Source organism: Psychrobacter phenylpyruvicus DSM 7000 = NBRC 102152, assembly GCF_000685805.1.
GTDB classification, from domain to species: domain Bacteria; phylum Pseudomonadota; class Gammaproteobacteria; order Pseudomonadales; family Moraxellaceae; genus Psychrobacter; species Psychrobacter phenylpyruvicus.
Genome location: NZ_JMKP01000025.1, coordinates 19,360 through 40,437 on the forward strand (window position 1 = coordinate 19,360; position 21,078 = coordinate 40,437).

21 protein-coding genes are annotated in these 21,078 nt (G+C 40.1%); 13 read left to right on the plus strand and 8 right to left on the minus strand.

Features of this window, described 5'->3' with window-relative positions; all coding sequences use genetic code 11:
* Positions 1–59 precede the first annotated feature (59 nt).
* The 4 genes from G561_RS0109885 (at position 60) to G561_RS0109900 (ending at position 5,151) form a co-directional block, all read left to right on the plus strand.
* Positions 60–1,634: a di-heme oxidoreductase family protein gene (locus tag G561_RS0109885; protein WP_051584491.1), complete on the plus strand. Its 1,575-nt coding sequence runs from the start codon at positions 60–62 to the stop codon at positions 1,632–1,634.
* 83 nt (positions 1,635–1,717) lie between these two features.
* On the plus strand, positions 1,718–2,860 hold the full coding sequence (locus G561_RS0109890) for an imelysin family protein (protein ID WP_028859415.1): 1,143 nt from the start codon (positions 1,718–1,720) through the stop codon (positions 2,858–2,860).
* 51 nt (positions 2,861–2,911) lie between these two features.
* Positions 2,912–4,303 (plus strand): DUF1513 domain-containing protein, encoded by a 1,392-nt coding sequence (locus G561_RS0109895; protein WP_244265443.1) that lies wholly within the window; start codon positions 2,912–2,914, stop codon positions 4,301–4,303.
* Between the two features lie 164 nt (positions 4,304–4,467).
* Positions 4,468–5,151 (plus strand): M48 family metallopeptidase, encoded by a 684-nt coding sequence (locus G561_RS0109900; protein ID WP_028859417.1) that lies wholly within the window; start codon positions 4,468–4,470, stop codon positions 5,149–5,151.
* A 139-nt stretch (positions 5,152–5,290) separates the two neighbouring features.
* On the opposite strand, the gene G561_RS0109905 is transcribed toward G561_RS0109900, so the two are convergent.
* A complete protein-coding gene (locus G561_RS0109905) occupies positions 5,291–6,211 on the minus strand; it encodes a hydrogen peroxide-inducible genes activator (RefSeq protein ID WP_028859418.1) in 921 nt (306 codons plus the stop codon).
* Between the two features lie 498 nt (positions 6,212–6,709).
* On the opposite strand from G561_RS0109905, the gene ahpC reads away from it, so the two are divergent.
* Positions 6,710–7,276: an alkyl hydroperoxide reductase subunit C gene (gene ahpC / locus G561_RS0109910; protein WP_028859419.1), complete on the plus strand. Its 567-nt coding sequence runs from the start codon at positions 6,710–6,712 to the stop codon at positions 7,274–7,276.
* A gap of 163 nt (positions 7,277–7,439) precedes the next feature.
* Here ahpC and G561_RS0109915 read toward each other — a convergent pair whose 3' ends face one another.
* The 3 genes from G561_RS0109915 to thrS form a co-directional block, all read right to left on the minus strand.
* Positions 7,440–8,693, minus strand: a complete 1,254-nt coding sequence (locus G561_RS0109915; RefSeq protein ID WP_028859420.1) for a toxic anion resistance protein — start codon at positions 8,691–8,693, stop codon at positions 7,440–7,442.
* A gap of 430 nt (positions 8,694–9,123) precedes the next feature.
* Positions 9,124–9,627 carry a translation initiation factor IF-3 gene (gene infC, locus G561_RS0109920; RefSeq protein ID WP_037032135.1) on the minus strand — a complete coding sequence of 168 codons (504 nt, stop codon included), beginning with the start codon at positions 9,625–9,627 and terminating at the stop codon, positions 9,124–9,126.
* 23 nt (positions 9,628–9,650) lie between these two features.
* Positions 9,651–11,585 (minus strand): threonine--tRNA ligase, encoded by a 1,935-nt coding sequence (thrS, locus tag G561_RS0109925; RefSeq protein WP_028859422.1) that lies wholly within the window; start codon positions 11,583–11,585, stop codon positions 9,651–9,653.
* 544 nt (positions 11,586–12,129) lie between these two features.
* Between thrS and G561_RS0109930 the strand changes: the two genes are divergently transcribed.
* The 8 genes from G561_RS0109930 (at position 12,130) to G561_RS0109960 (ending at position 16,938) form a co-directional block, all read left to right on the plus strand.
* On the plus strand, positions 12,130–12,666 hold the full coding sequence (locus G561_RS0109930) for a PAAR domain-containing protein (RefSeq protein WP_028859423.1): 537 nt from the start codon (positions 12,130–12,132) through the stop codon (positions 12,664–12,666).
* 2 nt (positions 12,667–12,668) lie between these two features.
* Positions 12,669–13,304 carry a hypothetical protein gene (locus tag G561_RS14415; protein WP_051584492.1) on the plus strand — a complete coding sequence of 212 codons (636 nt, stop codon included), beginning with the start codon at positions 12,669–12,671 and terminating at the stop codon, positions 13,302–13,304.
* 387 nt (positions 13,305–13,691) lie between these two features.
* Positions 13,692–14,066, plus strand: coding sequence for a transposase family protein (locus G561_RS15720; protein WP_081794439.1), 375 nt, complete (start codon positions 13,692–13,694; stop codon positions 14,064–14,066).
* 1 nt (position 14,067) lies between these two features.
* Entirely contained in the window at positions 14,068–14,514 is a 447-nt protein-coding gene (locus tag G561_RS0109940; RefSeq protein ID WP_028859424.1) for a hypothetical protein, read from the plus strand.
* Positions 14,515–14,786: 272 nt separating this feature from the next.
* Complete coding sequence (locus G561_RS0109945; protein ID WP_028859425.1) at positions 14,787–15,437, plus strand: IS1595 family transposase; 651 nt, start codon at positions 14,787–14,789, stop codon at positions 15,435–15,437.
* A 70-nt stretch (positions 15,438–15,507) separates the two neighbouring features.
* The gene (locus tag G561_RS0109950) at positions 15,508–15,927 is read left to right on the plus strand and encodes a hypothetical protein (protein WP_028859426.1); all 420 of its coding nucleotides are present in this window, start codon (positions 15,508–15,510) and stop codon (positions 15,925–15,927) included.
* A gap of 12 nt (positions 15,928–15,939) precedes the next feature.
* Positions 15,940–16,398 carry a hypothetical protein gene (locus G561_RS0109955; RefSeq protein WP_028859427.1) on the plus strand — a complete coding sequence of 153 codons (459 nt, stop codon included), beginning with the start codon at positions 15,940–15,942 and terminating at the stop codon, positions 16,396–16,398.
* A 210-nt stretch (positions 16,399–16,608) separates the two neighbouring features.
* A complete protein-coding gene (locus G561_RS0109960; RefSeq protein ID WP_147286690.1) occupies positions 16,609–16,938 on the plus strand; it encodes a hypothetical protein in 330 nt (109 codons plus the stop codon).
* A gap of 167 nt (positions 16,939–17,105) precedes the next feature.
* On the opposite strand, the gene frdD is transcribed toward G561_RS0109960, so the two are convergent.
* From frdD to frdA, 4 genes are read right to left on the minus strand one after another with little or no spacing between them, the layout of a single operon-like run.
* The gene (frdD, locus tag G561_RS0109965; RefSeq protein ID WP_028859429.1) at positions 17,106–17,453 is read right to left on the minus strand and encodes a fumarate reductase subunit FrdD; all 348 of its coding nucleotides are present in this window, start codon (positions 17,451–17,453) and stop codon (positions 17,106–17,108) included.
* 39 nt (positions 17,454–17,492) lie between these two features.
* Entirely contained in the window at positions 17,493–17,885 is a 393-nt protein-coding gene (locus G561_RS0109970; RefSeq protein WP_028859430.1) for a fumarate reductase subunit C, read from the minus strand.
* A gap of 2 nt (positions 17,886–17,887) precedes the next feature.
* The gene (locus G561_RS0109975; protein WP_081794440.1) at positions 17,888–18,745 is read right to left on the minus strand and encodes a succinate dehydrogenase/fumarate reductase iron-sulfur subunit; all 858 of its coding nucleotides are present in this window, start codon (positions 18,743–18,745) and stop codon (positions 17,888–17,890) included.
* A gap of 1 nt (position 18,746) precedes the next feature.
* Complete coding sequence (gene frdA, locus G561_RS0109980; RefSeq protein WP_028859432.1) at positions 18,747–20,543, minus strand: fumarate reductase (quinol) flavoprotein subunit; 1,797 nt, start codon at positions 20,541–20,543, stop codon at positions 18,747–18,749.
* Positions 20,544–21,078 lie beyond the last annotated feature (535 nt).

A 21,078-nucleotide genomic window follows, 5' to 3' on the forward strand; every position in this document is an offset into this window, starting at 1 on the left:
TGGGAAAACGACTTGTTTCTCTGCAAGTTTTTATTCTAAAGCCACTTAAGTTGACGCCTATGTTCTTTCCCTCCCCAAACAGATGCACCTTCGCTACGGTAGCCATGTTATCGGTATTGGCTTTGAGTGGGTGTCAAGACTCATCAGAAAATGTCGAAGACGCACAAAACTCTACTATTAGAACTCAAGTTATTGAGGATCTAGCAGGAGTTCCTTACAAGCAACTGATTACTTTTGACCCTCAAGAGATTAAGCAAGGGGGAGAGACTGGTATTGCAATTACCTCCAGTGAGAGTTACTCAAAGCCTGCCTCTAATATTTCTGCGTCTCGAAAAGGCAGTTTCTTTATTGGTAATGCCTTTTTTAAACAGCCGTGGGTCGTTGCTCCTGCTAGCACTGATAGTAGAGATGGATTAGGAGCTTTGTTTAATGTTGCGGCTTGTCAGTCTTGTCATATCAAGGATGGCCGAGGACACGCTCCTTTGCACGCTGAAGACGATGCAGATAGCCTGCTGATTCGATTGGCGATGCCAGCGGCGACCGAAGAGCAGCGTAAAGCTTTAAGTCAGTCGCAAATGGAGAAGGTCGCACATCCTGTCTATGGAGGGCAACTACAAGATAGAGGGATACAAGGGGTGCCCGCTGAAGCCAGAATTAAAGTGACTTGGACGCAAGTGCCGGTAACCTTTGAAGATGGTCATGTAATCAATTTACGTCGTCCTAATTTTCAGCTAGAAAATCCAGGCTACGGACCTTTTGATCCAGAGCTAATGATATCTCCTCGAGTGGCTCTACCCATGATCGGATTGGGCCTGCTAGAATATATTCCAGAGCAAGCCATTAAACGTCAAGCGGATATTGAGGATAAGGACCAGGATGGCATTAGCGGTAAATATAATTGGGTTATAGACCCAGAAACAGGTAAGCAAGCACTAGGAAAATTTGGTTGGAAAGCAGGACAAACCCGTCTTATTACCCAAAATATGAGTGCCTTTAATGAGGATATGGGCCTGACCTCCCGTATTCGACCTGTGGAGTCTTGTACCAAAAATCAACCTGAGTGTTTAAATACCCCTACCGGAGCTGATGATCAGGGCGATGGCAAGTCGCCAGTTGAAGTAAGTGATGAAGTGGCGAGATTCGTTGAGTTCTACACCCAAAATCTAGCGGTTCCTGATCGCCGTAACGCCGATGATAAAGTAGTGTTAGCGGGTAAAAAACGCTTTTATGATATAGGCTGTCAAAACTGCCATACTCCCCGTTATCAGCTTCCTAAGGGCAATGATAATAACCTAGAGCAGCACGGTCAGGTTATCTATCCTTATACAGATTTATTGTTGCATGATATGGGGGAGGATTTAGCAGACCGTACTATCGCTGGCAAACTGCCTAGTAAAGAGGCACAAGTTGAATTCTTAGCTACTTCTTATGAGTGGAGAACCCCTGCACTATGGGGGATTGGTTTGGCACAAACGGTAGATCCGCAGGCCACCTTCCTACATGATGGGCGGGCACGTACCTTAATGGAGGCGGTGCTTTGGCACGGAGGGGAGGCACAGTCACAAAAACAAAAAGTATTGAAACTGGATAAAAAAGGCCGTGAAGAGTTACAAGCTTTCTTAAACTCGCTGTAACTCAATCTAGTGCACTTAATTTTTTATATCTTGACAAAAAAAGATCTAAAGCTAGATCAGCTATTCACCACAAAGAGACCCTTATGAAAAAACACCAACTTGCCGCTATGATCTTGTCTGCATTGAGCGCTAGTGTTTTGATCAGCTGCACTAAACCCAATGACAGCAGTAAAGACACCGCTGAAAAGCAAGAGACTGAATCAAAAGTATCCTCAGCTCAATCGGGTGCTAACAATCAAAAAAACCAAGCTAATAAAGCCATTGATATTGCCCCAGCCACAGCAGAAAGCTACTTAACACAAGTGGCTAACAATCAAATATTAACCGCCTATCAAAATGCTGTTAAGCAAAGCACTAGCTTGCAGGCACTCGCCACTCAGAGTTGTCAGGCTGGAGGTCTTGTCAGTAATGATGAATTAGAAGCATTACGTACGCAGTGGCTTGAGCTGGCAAAAGCATGGGCGCAAGCGGAAGTGGTTGGCTTTGGCCCGGCCATGGGCAGTATGAGTAACTTATACATCAATTATTATCCTGATGAGCGTGGTTTGGTACATCAAGGTGTTATCGATTTAATCGAAGCCAATCCGAAGCTTACAGCCGAGCAGCTTTCTTCTGAAAGCGCTATTGTTCAAGGCATACCCGGCTTAGAAGAGGTGCTTTTTAGCAATGACAGCTTAACTGCTGAGCAGTGTCAATATGTCATAAGCGCCAGTCAGGCTCTAAGTGAACGGTTGACTCAGGTTGAGCAAGCTTGGGAGAACTCTCCTGAGAAGCTGTTAGGTATTGGGGGAGATGAAAATAAAACTGGGCTTAATCGCTGGATGAATTCGATACTTTCGTTAGTGGAAACGACTAAGAGTACTTCTTTAGACCAGCCATTAGGCATTACAGGGAACAAGAAAGGACACTTGCCAGCCGCTACTGCTGGACATAGCCGTGACATAATTACTGCAAAAGTTGCTGCCTTAAATAAGGCGTTGACCGATCCAGCTTTGGTAGCTATTTTATCTGAAAGTGGCAATGATACTGTAGCAGATGAGATGTCGACTTTACTGGCGGAAACCTCAACGTTACTAGCACAATTGCCGCAAGATTTGGCTCAAGCCACACCAGAGCAACAAAAGTCGCTTTATGAAAAATTGACCCAGCTGACACAAATAATTAAACACCAGTTAATGCCGACGCTTGGGGTTCAAGTGGGCTTTAATAGTACGGACGGCGACTAAATGCTTGGTTCCAATCATAAGCCAATAGCTAGCTTATCTGAGACGACATCAATGAGATCATTAAAGTCGGGGATATATGATACAGCCAAAACTTTAGGGTTAACCGCTTTAGGCACCGCTGCCTTGGTGGGAGCACATCATTTAGGACGTAAGCAGTATGATGCCAATGCCCGCCTAAGTGATTATGTGTATGGGCTTGGTCAAGCTATTACTAAGATTGGTGCCAATAATAAACAGCGATTAAGGAGTTGGCCACAGTTAGGCACGCTTGTTAAGCAGCAGACAACAGCTGCAAAGGATACCAAGACCCAAAATCTAATAACGACCGTAAATTGGGTTAGTGGGGTAGCCGACTTAAAGGCCAATGAGTTTGCTGTCGTTGGTATTGATCGTGACCGTCAAATTTGCTGGCAAACACCGATGCCGGAGCGGGTACACGATATTTTGATTCAGCCGCATAGCCTCACTCATCGTGAAGACAATGGTCTCAACACAGATACCCATGTGGCTGTCATGGGGCGACGTCCTAGTGAGCATTTTTGGATTTTAGACGCTCACAGTGGCGACTTATTACACAGTATAAAGGCAGAGCCTAACCGACATTTTTATGGTCATGCTTGTTATAGTCTTGAAGGTGACTTGTTGTATGTGACCGAAAATAATACCTTGGATTTTGGTGGGCTGATTGGCATCTATGAAGTGGTTTCAGGTTATAAAAAAATAGCAGAATTCTCTACTCAAGGTATTGGTCCTCATGAGATCGTTATGCATCCCAACGGTGAGACCCTAGTCATTGCTAACGGGGGAATTAAGACCGAAAGAGCTTCCCGTGAGGAGCTGAATATCGACACTATGCAGCCTTCTTTAGTTTACTTAGATCGCCGTAACGGCAGACTAATTCAGCAGGTATTTCCTGAGCACAATCAGATGAGTGTGCGCCATTTAGCAATGCATGAAAATGGCACAGTGGTTATTGGTATTCAGTTTCAAGGCGAGCGTCATTTGAGTGTGCCACTGGTGCTAACCCATCGTTTGGGAGAAGAAGCCTTTACAGCCTTAAAAATGGTAAACTCTCAGGGCCATAATTGGCACTTATTCCATCATTATATTGCTAGTGTGGGGCTGGATTGTACTCATAACTTAGTCTGTGTTACCAGTCCTATTGGGGGCTGTGCCGCTGTGTTTGACCTAAGTACAAAGGAGTTGGTTGAAGTAGTTGAGTTAGCAGATTGTGCAGGCGTAGCTACTTATCCTAACTCAGGTTTAAAATTAGATTTAATAGACAAGGAGTCAGTCACACAGCCCGTCTTTTTAGTCAGTGACGGGCAGGGCAATCTAACCACGCTTAAAGTTAGTGGCTCTCATCCTTCATATTCTGTTAAGGTAGATAAGGTGCAGCAGCCCTATGCTTTTGACAATCATCTGAATGTTGTAGAAGCTTAATAATACTTTATGACAGGTTTAAGCTAAGGTTTAGCTGCATAACCATGCTAAGTAATAAATGTTGAGTAATGAGTGCTAAGTAATAAATGTTGAGTAATGAGTGCTAAGTGATGAATGCTGAATAACAAATACCGCATGATGCGAGCAGGATAGTTAACAGAGCTATGTTCCATAAGAGAGTACCAACCCAGTCGACAGCGAGCTTATACTCTGCGATTGAGTCCCTACTGAATGAGGCGCAGATAGAGCTGAAGATAACGCGTAAGCGGGTTAAGAATATTAACTTCCGTCTTAAGCCTTATCAGCTTTCGGTTTCCGCTCCCTATTATGCCAGTGACAAAGATTTAATCATGGCGCTAAGTAAGCGTCTCGATTGGGCCATTAATCAGCATGCGCAGTTATTAAAGCGTCAACAGCAACAAAATATACACTCTCAAGGCTCTAAATCAGACAATGCTTTACAGCCGGTTAAACTTTGGGGTAAGCCGCAGGGATTAATCATGGGTGAGGCGCAGCGAATAGATTGGTATCGCCGTGAGCTGCAGCAAGTCATGCCTGGTTTATTTGCCAAATGGCAGCCTATAGTCGGTGCTTATGCCACTGAGACCCGTATAAAAAAGATGACCACCCGATGGGGCAGCTGCAATACTCGGGCTAAGCGAGTATGGCTGTCGGTTTATTTGCCAGCTTTTCCCATTGAGTGTACCGAGTATGTGATAGTGCATGAGCTGTGTCATTTACACCATGCCAATCACAGTGCAGCCTTTTGGCAGGAAGTAAAACGTGCAATGCCAGATTACAAACGCTGGCATGATAGGCTGGCAGGCAAGTCAGGCGAAGTAGATTAAGCCTTTCTATAATTAAAATTAAAACAGTAGTTATATAATAAAAATTGCAGTAAAAAGCCCCTCTAAGGATTATTAGAGGGGCTTTTTATATGCTTCGGCAATTTAACAGGTAGCAAATAACAAGTAGCTTTGTTTATGCTTATGCATCTGATTCATAGTTCTGCTTATCTGCTTCAAGAGCAGCTTTAAAAATATTACCTAATAAATTGACATCATCAACACGTGCATAATTTAAGCGGGTAACAAAAGCAATGCGGCGGTGTGGCCCTTTTTCAGTCAGCGGAATGGTAGCTACCTCATTATTTTGACGGTGCACTTGTTCTAAAGCCATTTCTGGAATTAAAGTGGTTCCCATGCCAGCCAAAGCCATTTGAATTAAGGTGTTGAGGCTAGCCTCTGAGAAGTTGGACTTAAATTCATCACGGTCGAAGGAGCAAACCGTTAAGGCCTGATCCGTTAAACAATGACCTTCACCTAGCAGCATAAGATTGGCTTTACCAAGCTGATCTGATGATATGGTTTCAAGCTTGGCCAAAGGATTATCTGTTGGGAAAATAGCGAAGAAGTCTTCTTGCCAAAATTCAAAAGTATGCAGCCCATCTACCGCATAAGGCAGCGCAATAATGGCGGTATCAATATGACCATAACGTACCTGCTCAAGTAGGCGTTCGGTCTGCTGTTCCACGACCGTCATCCGGAAATTTGGGTACTGGGCTTTTAACTCAGGTAATACTTTGGGTAACAAATAAGGAGCAATAGTTGGGATCATGCCCACAGTCATCGGATAAGCAAGTGGGGTCTGATGGCTTTGGGCCCGAGTGGTTAAGTCATTGATTTCTGAGAAGACACGCTGAGCACGAACTAGAATCTCTTCCCCAATAGGCGTTATCAGCACCTGCTTGTTATTACGCTCAAAAATCTGAGTATCGAGTTGTTTTTCTAGCTCAGCAATACCTAAGCTTAAAGCTGATTGTGAGATATTACATTCTTCTGCCGCTCTTTTGAAATGGCGATGTTTGGCGACGGCTAATGCAAATTCTAGTTGTCTTAAAGTAATCATGAGAAATCTCTTTTGTTTTATATAAATCTAAATCGGCGGCTTACAGTTAGTAAAAGTATTTATTTAGCTACTATCTAGCTTATATGCGATATATTTTTCTATGTTAATTTATAGCTAATCTAGCTCTATTTATAATAATAACAGGTCGTAAAGAGCTTGGTCTATGTTTTATTAAATAAAACATCAAGTTATAATCTTTAAATTAGATTAATTGTGGGTGTTTGCTATACTAACAGTTGTAGATAGCAAGGAGCCAAGCTAAAAGTGTTGTAGGTAGGGGGTTAGCCAGTATATGAATATGGTTCTTTTATTAAATATTTCAACTACAGGCTACATAAAATAACCACTACTTACCATAATTACCAACGTCATAGTAATGTAACGGCGGTATGATAGCTTAAGCTTCGTTAAGAGCTAAAGTTTATTTTTAAAAATAATTGTTTAATAATTAAACAACAAGCATTTTCTTAAACCCACCAATAAAAAAGGAGCCAAAAAATGGCGTCAATTATTAATCAAGAAATCCCTGAGTTTTCAGCTGAAGCGTTCGTAAACGGTGAATTCAAAACCATCACTTCAGAAGACGTAAAAGGCAAATGGGCCATCTTCATGTTCTACCCAGCAGACTTCACATTCGTTTGCCCAACTGAACTAGAAGACATGGCAGCTCAGTACGAAGAGCTTAAAGGTCTAGGTGTAGAAGTATACTCAGTATCAACTGACACTCACTTTACACACAAAGCATGGCACGATTCTTCAGAAGCTATTGGTAAAGTAACTTTCCCAATGATCGGTGACCCAACTGGCCGTATCACTCGTGGCTTCAACGTAATGATCGAAGAAGAAGGTCTAGCTGAGCGTGGTACTTTCGTAGTAGATCCAGACGGCAAAATCCAAGTTGCTGAAATCCATGCTGGCGGTATCGGCCGTAGCGCAAAAGATCTAGTTCGTAAAGTAAAAGCAGCTCAGTACGTTCGTGAAAACGACGGTGAAGTATGTCCAGCCGCTTGGGAACAAGGTCAAGAAACACTTAAGCCAAGCCTAGACCTAGTAGGTAAAATCTAATTAACCGCTAATCTTTTAATAAATAGCTAGTTAATCTAGATAGAAAACAAAAACCCCGCTATTAATTTAGCGGGGTTTTTTTGTAGCTTGCAGATTTTAAATAATAGTCTGTTTAACAAAGTAGTCTGATTAAATCATCAAACCCTTTACTAAACGCTGTCTATTAGATATCAATATCTACGGTGTTAGAATTATTGGCTTGATTGGTGATTTTTTTGGTATCAATCTCTTTGGTGACTTCAAGCACTGTAGTCTGGTTCGCTTTATCCAAATATTTTTGTGCTTTATCTACCTCATGAGTCAATGAATCAACCGTGGTTTTCATATTATCTAGCGCTTTCACTTTGTAGTCGCTGATCATATCCATGGTTTCGTAGATATTGTTAAACGCACTTTGTAACTTATCAAGCTCGATAGTACTGTTGCTGGCCTGCTCATGAATTTCAGTAGACTGACGCTTCATCATGGCTGAAGTTGATTCAATTAAGCTGCTAGTAGTTTTGTTCAGCGCACTGATCTGATCTAATACCAGCTTTTGATTGGTCATCGCTTGAGCCACAACCACTGCGGTGCGCAAAGCAGAAACTGTGGTAGTAGTGGCGCGATCCACCCCTTTAATTAGCTCTAAGTTGTTTTTGCGGATGGTATCTAATGCCAAATAACCTTGAACGTTAACAGCCAATTGCGTTAAGAAGTCAGTGTTTTTTTGACGCACATAAAACAGCATCTCTTCTTTAATGATACGAGCCTTTTCAGGATCAGTGGCTTCCACTTCGTAGATTTTCTTTTCTAGCTCTTCATCAATTTTTTTGCCAACATAAATATACTGGCGAATGGACTGCATTAAGTTCCACATATTGACTTTTTCTTGCTCAATCATGGCATTGTCTTTGAGCAGCTCATCTTTACCATTATAAAGACTGGTCACTACCGCATTAATATGCGACTGAGCAGACTCATATTGACGGAAGTAGTCTTGGACTTTATTGCCCATTGGAATCAAGCCAAATAGCTTACGTGAACTGGTCAGCTGCTTTTTACTCGGATCTAAATCTTCCACAATACCGCGCAGTTCAGTTAAAGATTTGGCGATAGGGGAGTTGTCGAATAAGCTTTTGTCCAAGCTTTTGGCCGGCAACTCTAGCATACGGTTTGACACTTGTGCCGATTCACGGATTTCTTGATTACCCAGATTATGGATAGATTGTACATTTTGCTTAAACTCGTTACTGTGTACTGGATTATTAAGCACATGACTAACGAAAGCATCGACCTTAGCATCTAGCTCAGGAATTTGGTTAGGATCAAGTTTTACCATTTGATCCGCTTCACTGGTCGGCACTTCCTTTACCGGCTCGGGTGGAGTTAAGCTAATAGACGGGGTGCTTGCACTTTCTGGAGGCGTTAATTCTTGCATAAGAAGTCCTTGTAGTTGTTGTAGTTTGTTTTGATTAATAGATTTATTAAAGCGTTGGCTAATAAAGTAAGTGGTGCTCAATAAATAAAATATTCACTTAAAAATAAAGTAGTCAATAAACAATGTGCCTGTTAAATAGAGCACGTATTAAATATAAATAAAGCACCTATTGAATAAATAGTACAAGAAAGCTTCAGTTGATGATATTGATTATAAGTAAATAATGTTAAGTGTTAAGTGAATTTATAAATAAAAGCAAACGCTAAGCTCAGTGAAGATGAGTAAAGCATAACAATAAATCAATACACCAGCCAAAAAAAACCACCAATCTGCTGCTGCAAATTGGTGGTATCGTTTATAACTGTAATGCTAATGCTACTTTGGGAAAGAGAAGCGGATTTTAGTCCTCAACAACGCTTTCTTAAGCAGATTACTTTTTACGTGTTGGGCCAAGTAGCATACCCATCTGACGGCCTTCCATTTTTGGAGGTTGCTCGACATTTGAGATTTCAGCAGTATCTTCGATGATACGCTCAAGTTGCTGACGGCCAAGGTCTTGGTGAGCCATCTCACGACCACGGAAACGGATGGTTACTTTAACCTTGTCTTGATCTTCCAAGAAACTGATAATTTTACGCAGTTTTACTTGGTAGTCCGCTTCGTCAGTATTTGGGCGAAGTTTCATCTCTTTAAGCTGAGTTTGCTTTTGGTTTTTCTTAGCTTCTTTCGCCTTTTGTTTTTGGTCATACAAGTAGCGCTTGTAGTCCATAATCTTACAAACAGGCGGTTTAGCATCCGGTACCAATTCAACCAAATCTAGATTGTCATCACGAGCCGCTTTACGGGCAGTTTCAATATCGACAACGCCCATCTGTTCGCCATCTTCTTTCACTAAGCGAACTTCTTTTTGCTGGATCTCTTCGTTGATGTTCAAACGGTTTGACTGTTTAATAGGTATTACTCCTCATCAGTTTTTGTTGTTAGTCGCCCCTTTTGGGCAACAGCTTTCTGTATTAATTCAATAAAGTCAGCCACAGACATTACGCCTAGGTTCTCGCCTTCACGAGTCCGCACGTTAACTTGTCCTGACTCAACTTCTTTATCCCCTAATACTAGCATATAGGGGATACGTTCTAGTGTTCTTTCTCGTATCTTAAATCCAATTTTTTCATTACGCAAGTCACTAATAACACGTAGGCCTGCATTTTGTAGTTCAGCAACTACATTTTTACAAGCTTCAGCTTGTTTGTCAGTGATGTTCATCACCACCACTTGCTGCGGTGATAGCCAGACCGGCATCCAACCGGCATAGTGCTCAATAAGCATACCGATAAAGCGCTCAAATGAACCTAAGATAGCGCGGTGTAGCATGACGGGTACATCACGTTCACCTTGCTCATTAATATAGTGAGCATCCAAACGATTTGGCAAGTTGAAGTCTAGCTGTAAAGTACCACACTGCCAGACACGGCCGATAGAGTCGCGCAAACTAAATTCAATCTTCGGACCATAAAATGCACCTTCACCTTCTTGCAGCTCCCACTTAAGACCTGCGGCATCTAGAGCATCTGCTAGTGCTTTTTCAGCAGCATCCCAAAGCTCATCTGCACCGACACGTTTTTCAGGACGCGTTGATAACTTCATTTCGATATTATCAAAGCCAAAGTCTTTATAAACATCTAGGGTAAGCTTAATAAAGTCAGAGGCCTCTTTACCAATTTGTGCATTGGTACAGAAAATATGGGCGTCATCTTGGGTAAAGCCGCGGACACGCATAATACCATGTAGTGCACCCGATGGCTCATTACGGTGGCAAGAGCCAAACTCTGCTAAGCGTAGCGGTAAATCACGATATGAGCGTAAACCTTGGTTAAATACTTGCACGTGGCAAGGGCAGTTCATAGGCTTAATGGCATAGTCACGGTTTTCACTACTGGTGGTAAACATGTTTTCAGCATAGTTTTCCCAGTGCCCGGATTTTTCCCATAAGCTTCTGTCCACAATTTGTGGGGTCTTAATTTCTTTATAGCCATTATCTTGCTGAATCTTACGCATATATTGCTCAAGCACTTGATAAATGGTCCAACCATTGGGATGCCAAAATACCATGCCAGGTGCTTGCTCTTGTAAATGGAACAAGTCTAGAGCTTTACCAATTTTACGGTGGTCACGTTTTTCAGCTTCTTCGATACGCTCAATATAAGCTTTTAAGTCTTTTTTATCAGCCCAAGCCGTGCCATAAATACGTTGTAGTTGTTCATTTTTGGCATCACCACGCCAATAAGCACCACTCATTTTGGTTAGCTTAAATACTTTTAAAAAGCGAGTGTTTGGTACGTGTGGGCCACGGCACATGTCGACGTATTCTTGATGGAAATATAAGCCAAACTCTTTTTCTTCCGGCATATCGTTGATAAGCTTCAGCTTATAATCTTCATTACGCGCTTTGAAAATTTTGATGGCTTCATCGCGAGGTGTCATTTTTTTGATAACGTCATAGTTTTGCTTAATAAGCTCTGCCATACGTTTTTCAATAGCTGACATGTCATCAGGAGTGAATGGGACTTCACTAAAGATATCGTAATAAAAGCCTTCTTCGATAACCGGACCAATAACCATTTTTACGTTAGGGTAAAGTTGCTTCACAGCATGACCCAACAAATGCGCACAAGAGTGACGAATGATATCGACGCCGTCTTCATCTTTAGGGGTTACAATTTCAACCTTAGCATCATGGGTGATAGGGTCGCTTGCATCTACAAGCTTGCCGTCTACACGTCCTGCAACCGTTGCTTTAGCAAGGCCTGGGCCAATACTTTCAGCCACTTGCATAACTGTTGTCGCACCGTCGAACTCTTTTACACTGCCATCAGGTAAAGTTATTGCAACCATAATTTAAATCCAAATAATCCATAACGCAAATAAAGAAATCATCATATGATAATTGTGATGATAATAATAAATACAACCGTTAGTATAAATTCTAACAGAAAAAACCGACTAAAAAGTCGGTGTGTAGCCTGATTATAGTATCTATTATAAAGCAATTTTAGCAACTATTTATAGTCAATCATCAAACGAGGTTAAATACAAGGAACAAACAGGCTATAAATCGATTGTTATTGCTTTTGTAAGTTTGTTTAAGGAGTTTAAAGGATACTCTGCAAAGCCAGTCTTATTATTCTAGCTTTAAAATGCCTAATTTCCTATATGACTATAACTATGATTAATAAAATAATCTTATCCCGCCTAATTTAATCCAAATAGTTGTTCTAGATGTCAGCTATCACGCGTATTTTTTAGATAAGATAGATGAAAACAAATTTAAAAATATATAAATATATATTTAGTTTTATTTAATAATATATCAAATAGTGCTAAGCTAAATGAGTTTATACTTTACTCTTATAACTATCTTTAGCCTTTGGATACTAATATGGCAGCATATATCACAGTAGGTGCAAAGACTACTCATGGCGGTACAGTAGTCAGTGGTTCACCACATACGACTCACAATGGCATTCCAGTCGCTCGTAAAGGCGATAAAGTCATCTGCAAAAAGTGTAAAAAGATAGTCACCATTGCTACTGGCGATCCCTCATTTATTATTGACGGTGCACCCATTGCTAGAGCAGGTGATGTTACCACTTGTGGTTCTAAACTGATTGCAATTCAGCAGTCTTTTGCTCAATCTGATTTTGAGGTTGGTGAGATTGAGCCTATTAAGCAACCTGAGCCTTTGCAGTTTAATAGGTCTGACTCTAATCATTTGATGGAAGAAGAGGTTTATGATGATAAGTTTCAATTATTAGATGAATTGACTCAAGAACCGTTAGTAAATGTCTCTTATCAATTAAAATATGATGGTAAAGTCGTATCAGGTAACACTGACTCTCAAGGGTTTACTCAATTGATTGAAGCTGATAATCCTGCCGAGGTCAGTATTTCGTTACTTGTAGATGAGGAAGAATAATCATGGCACAACGTGAAATAAATTGTGGTAACTATCGCTTAACTAGAGCTGATAGTAGTGGTCATAAATGTGTCTCTGTTCCAACAAAAAGGGTACTAACGCCAGGTGAGATTGCTATGGCAACTAAAGTATTTGCCAACTCAATCGATTACTCAATAGTGTATATTCATAATGAAGAATATTTACCTTTCGGCTGGCAAAAAGACAACACGATTATGACTCCAGATGGAGAATTATACTATCCAAAAGGTCATTATAAGTCTGATTATTCTACAGAATCTAATAACTATAAACATTTATTTATTCACGAAATGGTCCATGTTTGGCAATATCAGCTAGGATATAACGTTAAGTGGGAAGGTGCATGTTTGCATCTCAATAACATGTTCGGTGGTTCTGACCCCTACCCTTATGTTTTGGATACTGCTAAAAAACTGTGTGATTATAATATGGAGCAACAAGGGGATATAATCGCTGATTATTTTGTATATTACTGCTTAAGTTTACCTTTGGCACAAGCTGCAGCTATCGTATCTGATTCTGGTTATAGGAATCGTAATAACAGGAATGAATATTTAGTAGTGCTCTCTGATTTTTTAAGTGACCCTAGTAATACGACTAATCTACCTAACTCCTAAGGATAGATTAGAAATCTTACAAAAGTAGCATCAGTTCATAAATACTAAACACCTTCACAGTTCTACAGTACAATGACAAAGGATTTAAACGTTATACAGTCGTCCATAAAGCTACATTCTTTGAGATGTTTGATGCTTTGAAAGAGTATGTGCAACAAAAGACCAAATGAGGAAGGCTTGAGAATATGATTATCCATTCAGGGAAGTTTGAATTACCTAACAAACTGCTTTATGGTAACTCTAATTGTTCTGACTGGATAGCTGTCGTAAATGATGCGACTAAAACGTCTATTGAACGTCCAAAAAAACCATAAAGAGTACTACAGTGGTAAAAGGAAACAACACAACCTAAAAGCTCAAGTTATAGTGTATTAGAAAACTTGTTTAATCTTAGACGTTCAAACGACGACAGGTAGCGTTTATGACTTTAAGTTTTGTAAAGATACTTGTCCTGATTGGCTGCCCGATAATACGTATTATCTAGCAGATAGTGGCTATCAAGGCATCGCTAAGTTACATGAAACAACGTTTATACTTTTTAAAGAACCTCGCAATGGTCAAACCCTTGAGATTTGTGAGAAAGCTAATAACTACTTGGCAAAGTTCCTTGTTAGAGTAGAGCATAAAATAGGTTTACTTAAACTGTTTAAAATTTTTGCAACTAAATATCGTAATCGTAATAATCGATATGATTTTAAAATAAAGTTATTTGCTAGTATCGCTAATTTTCAATTTAATTTATTACTTTTGCAAGAGGTCTAATGTGTTTAGAATATATTTGAATAGCTTGATAATAATTAGTTTATGTTTAACTACTTCCTGTGTAAATAAGAACCCTTCACACAAGTTACCTATTAGACTTGAAGTCGATTTCTTCATAAATAAAGACGATAAACTATGCTTTAAACCAGATTTCACAACTGCAAATATTGAATCTAGTCCTCACAAACTAGATGAGATTACAAATGTTTTCTTTGGTCTTGATTTAATCAGGCAAGATGAACTCATACCTATATGGGAAGATAAGTTACCTAAAGACAAATCTTATAAGGGACTACCTATATGTTCAGAAGAAAACTATAACGACTTATTAGTTGAAGATAATGAGTATGCTTTTTGTATGAGGGGGTTTGAGCCAAAAGGAAGCTTTAATGTAATCGCTTGCCCAAATTTTGTTTATGGTAAAAGTAATATAATAAGAGTGGAGTAGTGTAGTGGTCAAGTTTTTTTGACAGTATTTAAGAGGCTATTTATGGAAATAAAGTCCCTATTTTGCTACTGATGTTAGATAGTTACTAACGCTATGAGGTCTTGCACTTTGATAATTGTGCCAAATATAAGTGCTCACTGCTTTTTTCGCTTGATTAATGTGTTTATAGCCATTTCTAGTGATCCCTATAGTTCGGAATTAATACCAAGGTAATCTAGATATGAATATTCTAGGGGCTGTCCTAGATAAGTAAAATTATTTAGGGTAGTACCATGAGAAAGAGTAAACTAAGTTGGTATAAACAAAACAGACTAATCGAACTATTTGTTGCAGGCTCTACAGCCAGAACAGCAGCAAGTTTAGTCGGCGTAAACAAAACAACAGCCAGTTATTACTTTCATAGACTTCGAATACTTATTTACGAAAACTGCCAAGAGCCTGGCCTATTCGAAGGTGAGATCGAAGTAGACGAGTCATACTTTGGCGGTACTCGCAAAGGCAAAAAAGGACGAGGTGCAGGTAGTGAAGTCCCTGTATTCGGCCTGTTAAAGCGTAATGGCAATGTTTATGCCTGTATTATACCCAATGCTAAAGCAGATACCTTGATTCCAATTATTAGAGAAAAAGTAGTCCCAGATAGCATTGTTTACACTGATTCATTTAGAAGCTACAACGCCCTAGATGTCAGTGAATTTACTCATTATCGTATTAACCACTCTAAAACCTTTGTGAATGACAAGAATCATATTAACGGTATAGAGAACTTTTGGAACCAAGCTAAATGCCATTTACGCAAGTTTAATGGTGTGCCAAAAGAGCATTTTCACCTCTATTTGAAGGAATGTGAGTGGCGGTTTAATCACAGTGACCCAAAGTTTCAATTACGTCAATTAAAACAATGGGTTAGACAGGGTTTCAACTAGTTATCTAGGACAGCCCCTAGTGTTTTAAATATGGGGGCGTTTTCGTTATGCAAGTTATGGTTATGGAGAGATGCAACTTGGTTTAGCAGCAGATTTAATGGGAGTCACAAAAAATGATAATCCTAATTACCTTGAAGAGGTGTTTAATATAATCTCTTCAAATGCTGAAATAGCGATGGATTTAATAGGCAAACATTTAAACAATGAACAGAAAAGACGTGGTAGGAGATTAACTCCTAGGGAAGCTACAGTATTCTATAATGCAGGAAACAATGCGTTAGATAGTTATATAAATGGTGAGATAACACAGGAAAGAATAATTAATAGTATTTATGGTCGCTCTTGGGAATGGCAGAATGCTATTAGAATGGCATTAGAAGGTTTAATAGTGGGACAGCCTGATAACTGCGTCTTAGATTCTTGTAATACTTATATGGAACAAGATTTATCGGAATGGACAAACAATCTTTCAATGACCGTTCAATATTAAATAGGCTTAATTATGTTAAAGTTAATGTTAGCTAATTTAATTAGCTTAGGAATGTTTCTTCTAAGCTTCGGGATACAGTCATCTGGAGGTCTCTATACTCATTCATATATCATTGATAATGATATATATAGTTTATCCGACTTACAAGGCGCAGGCGGTAACGATTTCGTATTGCTGATAATAGGAAGTGGAGCTTTATTTTTACTTCTAACGTTTATTAACGCCCTTTATATTCTCAAGCCAGTAATTAAAAGCATACTTTCTTTGATTGCTATCATTATATCATTATGGTTTTTTGGGCTTATGGAGACAGCTAGCTTCATAAATATTAGCTATGCCACTATTTTATTCGGCGATAATATTATATTTTCTATATGGCTCTCACTCTTTATTTTGCTTAATATTTTAGTATTTTCTAACATTTTAATTTCAATAAAAAATAAATTATCCAAATCTAGAGTTTTGAACTAATTCAAAAGAATTGAGGTTAACGGTTTTTTTAGCGATGCTTATTATCCACCGATTGATTTTTATGAGCGAGTAGTAGTCAATAAAACCGATGTGAAAGGTCTGTTATGGAAAAGCCGACTGGAGATTGACTAGATGAAGCTTATGAAATCATGTATTGCAATAGTAACTATTGCCTTGACCCAAATTGGCTGTCAACAGAAGGTGGAATACATGACACCTGAGATTACAGGACAAGTTATTGATAGGCAAACTGAACAGCTTATTGAAAATATAAAAATATTTTTATCTTCAAATAGTTATGATATATCAGATAAAGATGGTCACTTTTTAATCCCAGCGATAGAGTATAGATATAATATATCGGTACCGAAGAGATATGTATATGAAATCTATAATGGATCTTCTTTATTGTTTATGAGTTCCAATTATATCGAAAAGGCTTATACCTTAGGCGAAATTCCTAGTATAAATTTGACGGGGAATCTTGAAACTTATGACGAAATATTAAGACTTATGTCAATTTGGGTAAGGTTTATTTAACTCCAATTGATCCGAATCAAACAGAGTCTCAAGAAGAGTACATAGAAGGACCCATCAAATACTGCCTACCTAATCAATCTCAAAAAGAAGTAGATTGCATTCCTTTGCCAAAAAACATGACTTACCTTACTAATAGTCTTTACTCAAGACCAGCTTGTTTATTTAACTTATGAAAATCCCACAAACAAGGTCACTAAGAAGGCAGCAACCGCCAAGGTATATAATAAGTAGCGTGTACCATTGCCAACAGGGTAGTGCATATCATGCAAGATATAATACAGTCTATGTGCCCCATGCCACATAAATAAAAACACCAATACTGAGAATAATATCAAGAAGACCCAATGACTGATCCAGCCATGAGCGTTTTCATAAAAACTACTTGGGTCACCCAGTACACCAAAGGGTAATAAAATACAGATAACAACGATCATAGGGGCGAGAGCCAGCGCTGCTGCTGTACCACCGCCTGAAAATATTCCCCAAAAGATTGGTTTTAAGTGTTTGTTACTCATGATGCTCTCCTTTATATATAGATGGGTGATTTCACTCAGTTACATCAATGCCTTGATGACGAAGAACACAATAAGCGCCACTACTGCAAAGGCAACCCAACTGCCAGCGATCATCTTTTTATCTTCGACAAACTTCTCACCGACTTGAATGGGCATAGCTTTTGGCATGGCTTTAAACCATTCCACACTATTAAATATTGCCGCAATAATCGCAACTATATTGAGAACGACCACAATAGGATTGCGCTGAAAGCTAACCCAAGTCGCCCAGGCTTCAGGAGAGCTGGCAAGGGCTGCAATACACCAAAAAAAGTTAAGCGCAGCGAGCATAACGGGAATACAAGTCAACTCACGCAGCATGTATTTTTTGTAAAAAGGAGTTTGTAGATACCAGTTGTCAGACTGTTTTGCGACATACGGTTTTCTAGCCATGACTAAGACTCCTCTTGTTGTTTTTTATTACCACTGATTAAGTCCATAGCCCAATAACCTACGCCTTGTGCTTTGGCTTGCTGGATGGCACCTGCCGGGTCAACCTGTTTTGGACACACATCAGAGCAGTAACCAACGAAAGTACACGGCCAGATGCCGTTTTCTTCATTGAGCATTTTAAAGCGAATTTTTGCCCCATCATCCCGGCTATCAAGATTGTAACGGTGGGCTAATGCTGAGGCGGCAGGCCCTAAGAAATCAGCATTAAGTCCGACTTGAGGGCAGGCTTGATAGCAGAGCATACAGTTAATACACATGGTGTATTGCTTGTATTTGGCCAATTGTTTTGGTGTTTGAATGTTTTCTTTATCACTCAAAGCACGTGGGTTTTTACTGATGATATAAGGGCTAACAGACTCCAGTTTTTTGATAAATGGCTCAGTATCTACTACTAAGTCCTTTTCAATCGGGAAGTTATCCATAGCCCCTATGATAATATCTCCAAGTCCCTCAGATTGAGCCTTGTCAGCCGGTGCTTTATTAACGTAGTCACGCACGAAAGTGGAGCAGGCAAGCTTAGGTTCGCCATTGATAACCATACCACACGAGCCACACACCTCCATTCGGCATGACCACCGGTAAGCAAGCTCTGGGCGTAAATTGTCTTTAATAACCCCTAACGCATCAAGAATAGACATATCGTAAGTCCATTCAATTTCAAATGTTTCTGGCCAAGGCTTATCATCCTCATCAGGACGGTAACGCATGACTGTAATTTTGACAATATTATTTGCTAAGGAGTCAGAGTTACTTTTTTGGTTAATATGTTGGCTACTATTTAATGTAGATTGGCTATTCATATTACTTTTCTCCTCCAGCTTCTCCTGCAGCACCATAAGCCCGCGTGGCTGGTTGTGATTTAGTAATTAACACATCGCTATATTTAATTTCCGGCTCAGCGTCTGGTTGATAAAAAGCAAGAGTGTGTTTCAGATAATGCTCGTCGTCACGCTCTGGATAATCAAGGCGCTGATGTGAGCCACGTGACTCTTTACGGGCGCTGGCGCTATAAATCATGCTTTCTGCCACATCTAATAGATAACCTAGCTCAATAGTTGTCAGCCAGTCAGTATTAAAGGTCGAGCTATGGTCTGTGACTTTTACATTTTTATAGCGTTCTTTAAGTTTTTTGATACCGGCAATGGCAATTTCTGAATTTTCAGCGCTGCGATAGATCCCAACGTTTTCTTCCATCATCCTGCCGAGTTCGTTACGGATATCGGCAGGTTTTTCGGTACCATTAGTTCGATTTAATAGCTCTGCATAGGGTTTAAAAGCTTGCTTAGCCAACTGTTCAAAATCTGATGCAGAAACAGAGTTTTGATTGGTCTGGGCATGGAGCAAAGCGTTTTCACCAGCTACTTTGCCGAACACGCACAGCTCTGTTAAAGAGTTTGAACCTAGACGGTTTGCACCATGCAAGCCCACAGAGGCACATTCGCCGACAGCAAATAAGCCGGGAATGCGTGTCTGACAATGACGGTCGGTTTCAATACCGCCCATAGTGTAGTGCACCGTTGCTCGGACAGGAATTGGCTCGTATACGGGGTCTACACCAACGAACTTCTTGGCAAGTGATCTAATAAAAGGCAGGCGCTCATTAATATAGTCCTCACCTAGGTGGTGCAAGTCGAGATGGACGGCTGGCCCACGTGGTGTATCGATAGTACGACCTGCTTTCCATTCATGATAGAAAGCTTGTGATAAGCGGTCGCGTGGGCCAAGCTCCATGTACTTGTTTTTGGGTTCGCCAACAGGTGTTTCAGGCCCCAAGCCATAATCTTGTAGATAGCGATAGCCGTCTTTGTTGACTAAGATACCTCCCTCACCGCGGCAACCTTCTGTCATTAAGATTCCAGAACCCGGTAATCCGGTAGGGTGGTATTGCAAAAATTCCATATCACGCAGAGGCACACCATGACGATAGGCCAACGCCATACCGTCGCCAGTCACAATACCGCCATTGGTATTAAAGGTATAGATTCGGCCTGCACCGCCCGTAGCGATAATCACACTTTTGGCTTGTACCGCCACTGTTTTACCATTTAATAAGTCGTAGCACAGCACACCTTCTAGCTCTTTTTGTTGCACTTGTTGACTGCTAGAACTCATTATCAAATCTAAGGCAAAGTGTTCATCCAGACGCTTAATATTGGGATACTGCATAGAGGTCTGAAACAAGGTGTGTAGAATATGAAAGCCGGTCTTATCTGACGCAAACCAAGTACGCGGAATCTTCATGCCCCCAAAGCGGCGCACATTGGCTCGACCATTCGGCAAGCGGGACCAAGGGCAACCCCAATGCTCAAGTTGAATCATTTCCTCAGTGGCGTGTTCAACAAAATACTCCACCACATCTTGTTCGCACAACCAATCACCACCTGACACCGTGTCATTAAAGTGATTTTCCAAAGAATCATCATCACGAACGACTCCGGCAGCGCCTCCCTCAGCAGCAACAGTGTGGCTGCGCATTGGGTACACTTTTGAAATTAACATCACCTCAGTATCTGGCGCACTACGGGCAATCTCTATGGCGGCTCGAAGTCCTGCGCCTCCAGCACCAATGATTGCCACATCTGTTTTGATTACTTGCATCTGGACCCCTTAGATATTTTGGTCGATTATGTCAGCTATCGTCATAACTTTGAGTTAGAAGAGAAGTTTTACGAAACATAACGTACAACGCGGTATTAATAGTTATTCTAAGATTAATTTATGACAGGTTATCTTATATAGTTATTTTACCAAATCCATAGCCTTAATAGGGGATTGTTGATGGATTAATCCGCAATATTAGTTTAATCCTCAATATAAACAATAATGATAAACCAGTAATCAATTCTCTCTCATCGCTACCATTTACTAATTCTTTATATAAATTATTGATACGAGAAGTTATGTATACTAAAAATAGTCCTTGACGTTCAGTCAAAAGGGTATACAATACGTCGTTCTGTTGAGGCAGGGAGCGATTTGAAAAGTTTGAAAAACAAACAAACTTTAAACAAATCCAAAAAACTTCTTGACAAAGAGTGTAAACAGCGTATAATACGCACCTCATCGGGACAACGAGATTAGAAGCTTAGTTGGTTTTAAATCTAAGTTCTGATAATAGATTGAAATAAAAGCT